The sequence below is a fragment of the Psychrobacter sp. PL15 genome, from assembly GCF_035984995.1.
GTDB lineage: Bacteria > Pseudomonadota > Gammaproteobacteria > Pseudomonadales > Moraxellaceae > Psychrobacter.
Map to the genome: position 1 here is coordinate 116712 of NZ_JAXCIB010000002.1, position 12692 is coordinate 129403.

7 protein-coding genes are annotated in these 12692 nt (G+C 43.4%); 4 read left to right on the forward strand and 3 right to left on the reverse strand.

What is annotated here, in order from left to right:
• Positions 1-42 precede the first annotated feature (42 nt).
• The 4 genes from RCH20_RS01995 to RCH20_RS02010 all read left to right on the forward strand — a co-directional run bounded on the left by RCH20_RS01995 (position 43) and on the right by RCH20_RS02010 (position 10032).
• Positions 43-2124 carry a methyl-accepting chemotaxis protein gene (locus tag RCH20_RS01995; RefSeq protein ID WP_327192399.1) on the forward strand — a complete coding sequence of 694 codons (2082 nt, stop codon included), beginning with the start codon at positions 43-45 and terminating at the stop codon, positions 2122-2124.
• Positions 2125-2194: 70 nt separating this feature from the next.
• The gene (locus tag RCH20_RS02000) at positions 2195-8758 is read left to right on the forward strand and encodes an Hpt domain-containing protein (protein ID WP_327192400.1); all 6564 of its coding nucleotides are present in this window, start codon (positions 2195-2197) and stop codon (positions 8756-8758) included.
• A gap of 54 nt (positions 8759-8812) precedes the next feature.
• Positions 8813-9394, forward strand: a complete 582-nt coding sequence (locus tag RCH20_RS02005; RefSeq protein WP_327192401.1) for a hypothetical protein — start codon at positions 8813-8815, stop codon at positions 9392-9394.
• A gap of 110 nt (positions 9395-9504) precedes the next feature.
• A complete protein-coding gene (locus RCH20_RS02010; RefSeq protein ID WP_209956417.1) occupies positions 9505-10032 on the forward strand; it encodes a cytochrome b in 528 nt (175 codons plus the stop codon).
• A gap of 260 nt (positions 10033-10292) precedes the next feature.
• Here the strand turns inward: RCH20_RS02010 and minE are convergent, their stop codons facing one another.
• From minE to minC, 3 genes are all read right to left on the reverse strand, one after another.
• Positions 10293-10583 carry a cell division topological specificity factor MinE gene (gene minE, locus RCH20_RS02015; RefSeq protein WP_201556463.1) on the reverse strand — a complete coding sequence of 97 codons (291 nt, stop codon included), beginning with the start codon at positions 10581-10583 and terminating at the stop codon, positions 10293-10295.
• A complete protein-coding gene (gene minD, locus RCH20_RS02020) occupies positions 10583-11398 on the reverse strand; it encodes a septum site-determining protein MinD (protein WP_209956418.1) in 816 nt (271 codons plus the stop codon). The genes minE and minD overlap by 1 nt, the downstream gene beginning before the upstream one ends.
• Before the next feature lie 426 nt (positions 11399-11824).
• Positions 11825-12670 (reverse strand): septum site-determining protein MinC, encoded by an 846-nt coding sequence (gene minC, locus RCH20_RS02025; RefSeq protein WP_327192403.1) that lies wholly within the window; start codon positions 12668-12670, stop codon positions 11825-11827.
• Positions 12671-12692: the final 22 nt, after the last annotated feature.

The window sequence follows — 12692 nt, forward strand, 5'->3', positions numbered from 1 at the left end:
AGAACGCTACTGAGACGACTGTTTAGAAAGGGAATAAGCACGATGAGGGAAGTTACGAAAAGTCTTATAGCTGGTACGAAAAATAAAACACCAGATACTAAAGGCCCTAATGATATATGGAAGGTTTTATTAGGGTTTTTTGCCTTGGTGAGCGTGGCCTGTTTGATTTGGCTAATCCATTCATTGTCAACGGTAAGTAACTACTTGAGTGATGTAAACCAGCTAGAAGTTAGCGCCGCTAATATCGTACAAAACGTTAGCGATGCGACTTTCTCACAGGATGTCAAAGTGAGTGCTAGTGCTTATAATGCTTTACAGACAAACGTTGAACGCTACCAAGTAGCGCTCACATCCGCACAGCAAAATGCTACCGACAGCCAAGCAGTTTTTGGTGCGTTTGAGACCCAGTGGCAGGCAAATAAAGAAAAAATAGACTACGTCTTAAGCCATCGTAACGATATTAATGCCCTACAAGACCTAAAAGACAATGTTGCCAGTGCTGTTAAACAGCTACAAGAGGGTTATCGGCAAGCGACAGAACAAGCCGTCGCTGCCAATCTGCCTGCCGCTGCAGTCAGCGACATGCAAACCCAAGCGCTACGTGCAGAACGATTATATAGCGAAATAGATAACATAACGCGGGGCATTGATGGTACGCCCGCTGGCTTTAAACAACAAGCTGATGAGTTTGCACAAACTTTGAGCGTACAGCAGCAAAACTATGGTGAGGTATTACCAGCGTTAGAGAGCATTGCCCAAACCTTCTCTCAATCAGTTGCTCCTATAGCAGACGAGCTCGTCACTTTAAATAGCCCTGTTATTCAGTCGCGTGAAAATGCCCGTGCCTTGGGGGAGACGGCAATCAATACCCAGAGACAACTAGCGGATGTTGATCGTGATATTTTATCGCGCAGTGGCATTATTTGGCCTGCTTTAATATTTTTATTAAGCTTGATTGGAGTGTTATATACCTTATATCAATTATTAAAAAATCGTGGTGATACTGAGCGTTTATTTATCGAAAAAGAAACCCTGCGTCGCCGGCAAGAAGCCGCTGCAGAGTCTGAACGCGCTCGCCAAATCCAAGAAGAAAATGAGCGCAACCAGATCGCAATTTTGCGCTTACTTGATGAATTAGGCGATCTGGCGGAAGGTGATTTGACAGTCAATGCTACGGTATCAGAAGACTTTACTGGTGCCATTGCTGACTCAGTGAACTTTGCGATTGACCAACTGCGTCAGCTAGTATTGGTCATTAATAGTACCGCTAACCGCGTGTCACAGTCCTCAGAGCAAACCCAGATGAGTGCTATTGAGCTTGCTGAAGCCTCTGAACACCAAGCGCAAGAAATCGCTGGAGTATCAGCGGCGATTCATGAGATGACGATATCTATTGATCAAGTTTCAAATAACGCTGCGGAGTCTGCTATGGTGGCTCAGCGCTCAGTTGCTATCTCTCATAATGGGGCGGAGGTCGTACAGCGCTCAATTGAAGGCATGAACGTCATTCGTAATCAGATTCAAGAAACCTCAAAGCGTATCAAACGTCTGGGTGAATCCTCTCAGGAAATTGGCGACATCGTTGGCTTGATTAGTGATATTGCGGATCAGACTAATATCTTGGCCTTGAACGCGGCTATTCAAGCATCGATGGCAGGCGAGGCGGGTCGAGGATTTGCGGTGGTTGCTGATGAGGTTCAACGTCTCGCCGAGCGTTCAGCTAATGCGACCAAGCAGATTGAAACTCTGGTGAAGACCATTCAGGCGGATACCAATGAGGCGGTCATGTCGATGGAATCAACGACTTCCGAAGTGGTACGCGGTGCGCGTTTAGCACAAGACGCCGGTGAAGCATTAGAAGAAGTACAGAAGGTGTCTAACACCTTGGCCGACTTGATTCAAAATATCTCAAACGCCGCGCAGCAACAGGCTAATTCCGCTGGGCACATCTCTCATACTATGACTATTATTCAAGATATCACCTCGCAAACGTCGTCTGGTACGCTAGCAACTGCACGCTCTATCGGTGAGTTGAGCGAAATGGCGGCGGCACTGCAAGAATCGGTCACTGGTTTTAAAGTAACTAATGGCGATCATTTAGATAATAGTCGTATAAGCTTCTAAGTAAGACGTCATATATTAAAAGTTGATGCTTACAATGCGCAGCAGTGGCTAAACACGTTAGGATGAACCTATGAACAACCAGCCCAACGAAACAGTGGCGCATGAGCGGCTACTGCCACTACTCAATCAGCAATTATTACAGGCAGCTGATGGTTGGCAAGTAGGCGCTAACAGTACAAACTATGAACAAATGGTACCGCACTACCATCAGATTAGCAGGGTACTAATCATGATTAACTGGCCTTTATTAGCAAGCTTAGCGACTAAGCTGAGTCTATTAGCAGACTTGGGCAGCCAGCAAAACCTTAGTGCTGATCACTGTCAAACGGCTCAGTTTTCTCACCAGCTATTGCAGCACGCGCTAACACAAGGTGTGCGAACTGATGCTCACCACACCGCATTACTCACTAAAACTGTTAATTATCTTAGCCATATGTTGTCACAGATAGTGATAGCAACAGAGCAAGTCGAAGGTTTGTCATCAACAGCGATAGATAATGCCGCCTACAACATAGATAGAGCAGTACCAAACAGTATGGCGACAGCTGCTCTCACTTCTCAGCAGTATCAGCAATTATTGACAGTCTGGCGACAACAAGTGCAGCACTTGCTTGCTGTCAATGTTAACCAAGCGCCCGTACTGTCAGTCTTAGAAAACGTCAGCCAGTATTTATGGCAAACTGCCAGCATCAATGACCATCAGCGTCTCTGGGGCTTAGCTAATTGGTGGTTGCAGGAGCTTACGTCTAATAAAACGCCGCTACCTGAGCACTATGTTTCGTTACTAGCACGACTTGACTATGTCTTAGAATCTTATGGGCAGCCAACTCAGATTGTAGAGGGGCGATCGCTCTCTGAAACTATTATTAGTACGGATAATGATAATGATACTGATGTGGATGTGGATGTGGATGTGGATGTGGATGTGGATGTGGATGTGGATGTGGATGTGGATGTGGATGTGGATGTTGATGTTGGCAACGACGGTGCTCAAGCAGCGTTGTCACTAGCAGAGGTCATTAAAAGTTTGGTAACAGAGATTTATATTGAGTTGAATAGTCTTGCTCAGGTGCAGCAGGTTTTTGATCCACAATTATTAACGCAAGCCAACAAACAGGTCGAAAAAGCAGTCGAATTACTCAATCTGCGTTTGCAAACGTCTGGAACGATCGATGATACTTTTCTTCTCAAAAAAGTAGCAGCGACTGGTGTGATCCGTTACGACGATAGCAGCGAGATTGTTGCTGTTAATCAAGCGAATGTTAACCAAGCTAATGTTAATCATACTTCTATTAACCAATCTCTCCCTACGTCAAACCCAGGTAGTGATCCCACATTAGGGTACGATGCTCATAACATAACAGACGATAATACTATAAAGGAAACTGCCAATGCTATAAGGGAAACTGACAGTGACGCTCTACTGAGCGCTCGTGCTCAAGTCCAGCCTGACAACTTTGATATGGATGAAGAAATTCGTGATATCTTCATCGAAGAGGCAGCTGGGGTTATCACTGACTTAGAAGGTCTGTTATATATTTGGCAGCAAGACTCGCAGGATTTAACGCCGCTGCATGAAGTGCGCCGTGGTTTTCATACTCTAAAAGGCTCGGGACGTATGGTTGGTGCCTTTAGCATCGGTGAGGTAGCGTGGTCAATTGAAGACTTGCTTAATCACCTGTTAAAAAAGACTTTGCTGGTGACTGATGACGCGGTAGCGTTAGTAATGCAGACCACCAAGCACCTCTCAGTATTGATAACGGACTTTGATACCTTACACCCGCCAAGCGTTGATCCTGCTATCGCTATTTTACAAAGTCATAACTTACGAACCAAGCAACCACTAAAGTTTGGCTTAGAAGCCTTAATAGCTATAGAGTCAGAAATAGAAACAGAAACAGAAACAGAAACAGAAACCAGTCTAAACCTAGAACAGTGGCTTATAAATACTGACTCTAATCTTCCTGAGCTAGTAGATTATATAGGCGATGCTCATAAATTTTCTAGTGACGATACTCTTAACAATAACAATAACAGTTTACCCGCATTTATCTTTGAGATTGAAATACCAGCAGTACTTGTGCCACTTATGCAAAATACCTCACAATTACCAGCGGATGTTAGCGACGCTGATCCTGACATCAAAGAGGTATTTATAGAAGAGGCCTATGAAGTATTGGCCAAGATTGTACCGTTATATGAGCAATGGCAACAGCAGCCTACTGACTTGACCACGCTGACTGAGGTGCATCGCGGTTTTCATACTCTAAAAGGCTCAGGGCGGATGGTTGGCGCTAATCACACGGCTGAGTTGGCATGGTCTATAGAAAAAATGCTTGATCGAATTTTAGATCATAGCATTGTGGCCTCAACAGATATCAGACAGCTTATCGCTGATGTCTTGGCGGCATATCCAGCATTGATGACCACATTTGCTGCTAATAGTCATGATTATCCGGCGATTGTAGCGCTCTGGATTGCTTGTGCCAATGCGTATAGCCAGCAAGGTGGTGATAATTTTAGCTATTCTATCTTGTACGATGAGTTCGTAGCGACTACTCAATATCAGCCCGTCAATCGCTCAGAGATAGCCTCTGATAGCGATGCAAATATTATTAATCGTGATAGCGGTAGTGGTGGTGATAAAGTTGATGGCATGCTACAAAAAATTCAAGCTGTTAATGAGCTCATGGTGGAAACGCCACCCGTTTTTATCCCGAAGAGTCCAGAAGAACAAGTGTTTTATGACATCTTTATTGAGGAGGCAGAAGCACTATTACAAGAGATTAATGGATTTGTCAGTTCGCACCAAGGCCAGTCTCATATTGGTGTCAGTGATGAGATCGTTCGGGCCTTTCATACTCTGCGGGCGGCCTCTGGTTCTAGTGCTTTAGTAGCTATCAGTGATGTTAGTGCCATAATAGAGCAAAACTTAGAGCAGTTACAACATCATGATACGCCAATGAGTGCTCAACATCTTCAAGCGCTGACACAATCTGTGACCCTTATTGATGGATATCTAAATAAGTATAAACAAAATATTCAACAGCAAAACATGCCAGTAGAAGAAATCCAGAGCCAGCAAGACTTGACTTTACTACAAGCTATGCTTGGAGAGTCAGACGACAACATCATAATGGCAGGTAGTCCACTGAGTATCGGGCAACTGTTAGATGACAACATTAACCAACTGCTAGACGCTGAATGGGAGTTGAGCGCTGCACTTGACCATCCTGATAGCGAGTACGTTCAAGCTTACCTACAGTTGCAAATCTTACAAATAGAGCGCTTAGCGACTAAAACGGTAGAGTCGCCAAAATTTACTGCCATACTTAATGCGCTGGGTACTGTTTATGCTTATCTGATTCATCATCCCAAGCAGGCAAGCAAGTCTGATACCGTCGCTATGCTACTGGCTGGACACGCCCAACTGATAGGCTTGTTTGATGCATTAGCGGGTAGCATGTCATTAAGGGTCAATACGCAAGTCCTTGAAGATTTACATAACCTCTTCTGTACCCAAGAGCCTCATAAAGATGGTTTTTATAACGATGATAATACTGACGACTCTAACAACAATTCTAACAACAATTCTAACAACGATGATAGTAGCGATAGAGTTCTTATTGACGAGACCGTTACAGATAAAATAAGGCCTGACATCGTCCTAAATCCCGTTATTAGCACTCGAGCGCCTGAACTACAGCTTGAGTCAATTGACACTGACGTTGAGCTGTTAGAGATATTTTTAGAAGAAGTGCAGGAGCTTGATAGTGCTATTGCCAAAAGTTTCAACGAATGGCGCGTGGATATCACCAATATTAATCCTCTAAAAGTACTACAACGTCATTTGCATACTATCAAGGGTGGCGCGCGAATGGCAGGTATCCGTAGCATCGGAGACCTGACCCACGAAGCTGAAAGTATCTATGAAGCCTTTGTAGAACATAGACGGCTGCCAACAGCGCAGTGGTTGGCTATTATGCAAATAGTACAGGATACCTTGTCGCTACAAATTACGCATATTCTAAATTACCAAACGTCTTTTTTCGCTTATGAACTTATTGAGCAATTACGACAGCTTGAGCAAGTAGATGAGCTACCGTCAACAGTCACTCTTATTGTACCAGCGCCAGATAACCAGGTGAATACTCAGTCTGAAACTGCGGCATTTGGGAGTGGTCACGATACAAAGAAAACTCCAGACCCACTTAGTTTAGCTAGACTGATTGGGGCGTCATGGGGAAATGGTCGGCCTGATCCTGATATTTTAGAGGTATTTTTAGAAGAAGCAGATGAGTTAACCAACCGTAATAAATATTTGCAGCATTTTTTAGCTAATGTTGACGATATGGTAGCGCTACAATCGCTACAGCGTGACTTGCATACAATCAAAGGTGGGGCGCGGATGATCGCGGCTAATGGTATTGCTGATTTGGCGCATGAAATGGAAACCGTCTATGAAGATATTGCTAGCCACCGCCGTCCTGCTACTAAGATAATATTAGAGTTACTGGCGACCTGTCATGATTGGATTGCAGATGCAGTGTCTGTTCTCAAACAGCAGGTTAATCCCCCAACACCTACCTTGTTGATAGCAGCGCTTGAACAGTTTACTAAAAATCCTGATCACTTGAAACAAGTACCTAATGAGTCTCTCCAAGCACAGCTTAAGATAATTTTGACTGCTAAAGACAAGCAAGACTCACAGCCTACTGAAGCAGATATCAGTGAAATGCCGTCCATGACTGGCAATTTCACTGAGCAAGAAAAAAGCTTAATTAGTAATGAGACGATCCGTATCTCAGGGAGTCTAATTGAGCATATGATTAACCTATCCGGAGAGTCAGCAATCAACCGTGCTCGTATTGATATGGGTATAAGTAGCTTAACCCATAGCATCGAAGAAATGGGCACCACGGTGCAACGTTTGGCCGATCAGCTGCGCCGGATGGAAATTGAGCTGGAGACCCAAATTTTATCGCAGGTTGATGAAGAGTGGCTTAAAAATGAAGGTTTTGACCCATTAGAGATGGATCAATATTCTTCTTTAAACCAATTATCAAAATCTCTGTCAGAGTCTGCATCCGATTTGACTGAGATTAACCGTACTTTATTGGAAAAAACCCGCAATAGTGAAAGCTTGTTGCTACAGCTATCACGGACGCAAACTGAGTTACAAAACGGCTTAATAAACTCGCGAATGGTACCATTTACCCGCTTGACGCCACGCCTTAAGCGTATTGTGCGGCAAACGGCTAACGAGCTCAATAAATCAGTTGAGCTTACAATCATTAATGCTGATGATGAGATGGATAGAACCATTTTAGAGCGCATTACTTCACCGCTTGAGCACATGCTACGAAACGCCGTGGATCATGGTATTGAAAGCACTGCAACACGTTGCAAAATAGGTAAAGATCGTATTGGACATATCATCCTAGAGGTACTGCGCGAAGGGAGTGAAATCGTCATCAATTTATCGGATGATGGCCGTGGTATCGATGTCGAAGCGGTACGCGATAAAGCGATTTCGCAAGGTTTGATTGAGGCGCAAGATACCAGTTTAACGGACCTTGATATCATACAGTATATTTTTAACGCTGGATTGTCCACGGCCAAGCAAGTGACCCAAATCTCGGGACGCGGTGTGGGGATGGACATCGTTATGAGTGAGATTCGTCAACTTGGTGGTGTGGTTTCAGTGATGTCCGAGCTGGGGCAGGGATCGCGTTTTACCATACGGATGCCGCTTACTGTCGCAGTATCTGATGCCTTGGTGGTTCGTGCTGCTGATCACTATTACGCTATTTCATTAGTACAAATTGAGCGGGTGGTACGTGTTAGCTCAGAAATACTCTATGCTTATTACCAAGCAGGCGAAGATACCTTGCATCTTGAAGGTATTGACTATCGTGTGCGTTATTTAAATGATATTTTATCGGGTAAAAAACTCAATGAGCTGATGGTCGACACCAATACCAGCTTACCTCTTATCCTTATAAAAAATCGCACTGGCCAAAATATTGCGCTACAAGTGGATCAAATTGCAGGCTCACGTATTGAAGTGGTGGTCAAACCTCTTGGACGACAGCTGTCACATCTTGCCGGTATTTCAGCGGCTACCATCATGGGTGACGGCTCAGTAATGCTTATCTTGGATCTTATCGCTCTGATGCGTAATGCACCAGCGCTACAGGAGGATCCAAAAGTCAGTAATATTGGGCATAGCCGTTCAAAAACTCAGCCTACTCTCTTAGTGGTAGATGATTCGGTCACTGTCCGTAAAGTAACTTCTCGCTTCTTAGAACGTCAAGGAATACAGGTAGCTATTGCCAAAGATGGTATCGATGCGCTTGAGATTTTGCAAGGGATGACTCCAGACTTAATATTACTAGATATTGAGATGCCGCGAATGGATGGCTTCGAAGTAGCCACTCAAGTACGACGCAATAAACGCTTACAGCATATTCCGATTATTATGATTACCTCACGTACGGGTGAAAAACACCGTGAACGTGCACTTGAAATTGGGGTAAACGACTATATGGGTAAACCATTCCAAGAGAATGAGTTACTCACTAAAATTTATCGTTTATTAGGCAAACAAGTGAGTTTGACCGAACATAGATAACACTTACCTTAGTACGAAGAGACAAAACTCACGATGACGTTAAGGTGGCAAAGTATGAAACAAATTCTCAAGCATTCGTTTGAAGCCGTGAGCTTGCTAACCACTGATAATGGGATGCTTGACGTCACTATCGTACCCGCACTTAATCAGCTTGACTGGATTATTCCAAGCAGCTTAATATTGAGTGTGGACGACTACCATGAGCGTATTTGGATTTATCTGTGGCAGCAGCAAGAAGTGGCCGTATTTCATATGTTACCGCGCGATCAAGTGGTAGATAAAATCGTGGTTTTAGAAGGCAATACCCCAGCACACCGGGTTGCCTTACAGACCGCAGGTGAACTGCATCAAGTAAAAGTGCGCATATCTGATGTCAAAGATATCGACCTGCCCAAGTATTACGTCGATGTCGCTCTCAGCAATATTGATGCGAATAAAATTAAAGACGATAGTACCAATATTTATCAGTCGCTCAGTGTAAGTACGGCTGATGACACGATCAATGCCGTTGAAGAACATTTTAGAGAAAATGTTGTGCAGTCTTATTTATTTCAAACAGTAATCATCGATGACACGCTCTATTTGGTGCCTGATTTAGATAAAATTGCGCACCAATTAGTAGACTTGGACCGTTAATCAGCAAAAGCTAAGGCGCTTCATGGGCCCTCAGCTACCATAGCTTAATCTATGTATAACCATAAATTAATTACCATTAATAATTAGGGATCTAATTAACAGGATAATCCATGAATAATGTCAATCCAAGCGTCAACAAGTGGCCAGTTAGTAGCCGGATATTCCACTGGATCAGCGCTATTTTATTACTAGTCACGTGGATATTAATGCTTTTGTATCAAAATATGGATGATAGAATCTACATTAGCCTGCATAAAGCCTTTGGTATCAGTCTATTATGCTGGATGATTGCGCGAGTGCTTAATCGCGTGCTTATTAAATCGCCGCCCGCTGCGCTGATGCCAAAATGGCAATTTGTTATGTCAAAATTGTCTCATTTTGGTTTGTATGCGTTATTGATTGCAATGCCAATGGCAGGGTTGTTGATGACTGTCTATGGTGGCAGACCAGTGGATATATTTGGTTTGTTTCAAATTCCAGTTTTTGTCACTCCTGATCGTACTGCAGCACGTTTTTATAATGACGTACATACAGATATTATTTGGCCGATGATTATCGCCTTTACGCTATTGCATATTAGCGCGGCTTTATATCATCAATTTATCTTAAAAGATAAGCTGATCAATCGAATGAAATAATGGTATCGCTATAAAAAAGCAATAAAAAAGCCTTCAGTATAGTACTGAGGGCTTTTTTGTTTGAGCGCTTATGATACTAGATGTATAGAGCATCACTCTTATGGCACATATAGTCAATGAAAAGTAATATCGATACCTAACCTACTGCTGGCACACGTTTTTCTTGCTTGCTGTGCCCACGCAGACAGAGGCTGCAAAAAGCTTGTACCAGCAGTACCATCGCGTTTTTAAGGTATTTTAACTATAGCTGTTCAAAAATTTTACTTCTTGTGCTCAGGTAAACTGATATTCATCTCAAGCACATCTAGGGTATCTTCGTGACGATGGTTGATATTAACATCATCAATTTGCACACCATTAACGTATTTGTTAACCACTTCAAGTATTTCACGTTTCATTTTTTCAATACGGTCAGCAGTCAGACGATTATTCAGGCGATTTTCACTCGCAACAATAACTTTTAAACGCTCAGTGGCCATATTGGCACTACCAGAAACATTATTATCATCTGAACCAAATAAATTACTCCAAAATCCTTTTTTCTTATTCATTATTGACCTCCAAACCAGCGCTGTAGTAGACTCTTTTTCTTCACATCAATATGACGTAATGGACGTTCTTCCCCTAAAAAGCGGGCGACGATATCGTCATAGCATTGACCGGCAACGGAGTCAGTATAGTGAATAACCGGCTCACCGTGGTTAGATGCTTCAAGTACAGAATGACTTTCAGGGATGACCCCTAATAGCGGCACCTTTAGGATATCGTTAGAGATGGTCTCAATACTCATCATTTCACTGGCTGCAGCACGTTCGGCATTGTAGCGAGTGATAATTAAATGTTCACGGACAGGACCTTGATTGTCTTCAGCCTTTTTAGTACGGCTTTGCAGAATACCGATGATCCGATCCGAGTCACGTACTGATGATATCTCAGGGTTGGTAACGATAATCGCCTCATCCGCATGATACATAGCCAGCTGCGCGCCGCGCTCGATACCCGCTGGAGAATCGCAGATAATATAATCGAACTGCTTAGAGAGTTCAGCCATGACTTCTGCTACGCCCTCGTCTGTAAGCGCGTCTTTATCACGTGTTTGACTGGCAGGTAAGATGTATAGGTTCTCTAACCGCTTGTCTTTGACCAGTGCTTGTGACAGACGAGCATTACCACTAATGACATCAACAAAGTCATAAACGATACGATTTTCACAGCCCATAATCAAGTCTAGATTACGGAGGCCCACATCAAAATCGATAACTACTGTCTTATAGCCACGTAACGCCAAGCCGGCAGCAAAAGAAGCGCTGGTGGTGGTTTTGCCCACACCGCCTTTACCTGAAGTGATTACAACAATCTTTGCCACAATGGCACACTCCTATGAATCAATGAGATGTCTAATAGATAAAATAGCGCATTTGCTTATTAGTATATGTGCTACATGCGAGCGTAAGCCTAGCATAAATAAACAAAAATTTATAGCAAGTCCGTCTTAAACCACAAAAACCTACGAAAATTAATGCCACCTTGTTGCTACCTTAAATCAGAGCTTACTAATACTCTAATCAGCGCAGGCTCAGCTTGAAAATATGAGCTAAGTTAAAGATTAACAGTAGCGTATTTTTGTTAAACAAACTTATTATGATATTAAGTAGATTCTTAACTGATTATAGCGTTAAATAACGTTTTAAATAGCCATTAGCTAAGCACCAAAAAAGCGTTAAATTCGAATTAAATAGCAGTTGAGCGACGAAGTAAGTACTACCAGCAACAAGCACATGATATCTACCGCTTATACTAGCGATTTAGTGTCATCCATAACGGTAAATACCAAACCTTGGCCTTCTATAAAACGGACTTGTACAGACTTATCGATCAAATGGTCAGGCAAGTTATCCCGTAAGCAATAAGTACCCGCGACTGACACCAATGAGGGGTTAAAAACTTGGCAGAAAATACGCGCATCTTTATCACCCGTGGCCCCTGCGACTAAGCGCCCTTGTGCGCGGCCATAAACATGCAGGCTATTGTCGGTAATGGCTTCAGCGCCACTATTGATGCTATTGGTCAAAATCAAATCACCGCCGACATGATTAAGGCTTTGTCCTGAGCGTAGCATTTGGTCATAGATTAGGCTAGTAATATGCTCGGCGCTGAGTAGGGCCTCTGCTGACTGTTGGGTAGCTGTAGTCGCTTCAGCAGCTTCGTTGTTTGCTGTGGCGCTAACGCTATTATCAGATGGCTTTTCCGCAGGGTTATCAACAGCTGCTTGGCTAACAGGGGGTACAGATTTTTTGCTGGGTAAAATGCGCTCAATACGCTTGCCCTCTGCTGGGAATATCGCCAACTGTTGGGCGCGTGCTTGTGTGTCAAGCAGACCGGTAATTACACCGATAGGTTGCAGGCCCCATGACCATAGCAGCGTTACTAAGGCTGTCAAGTCTTGCTCAATATCACTATCAATGATGATCGGAATATTGCTGGTTTTATTACTAAGCAGACCAGCCAGCTGGGTCTCGATAGTAGGTAGATCATCAGTGTTTAGTTGCAAACGTGAAAAAGTCAGCATCTTGCCATAAAAAGTCATGGCAGGCACGGTCGGAGAGAGAGTTTGGCTATTGTTATCTGAAATCATCATACTATTGATCCTCAAAAGGTGT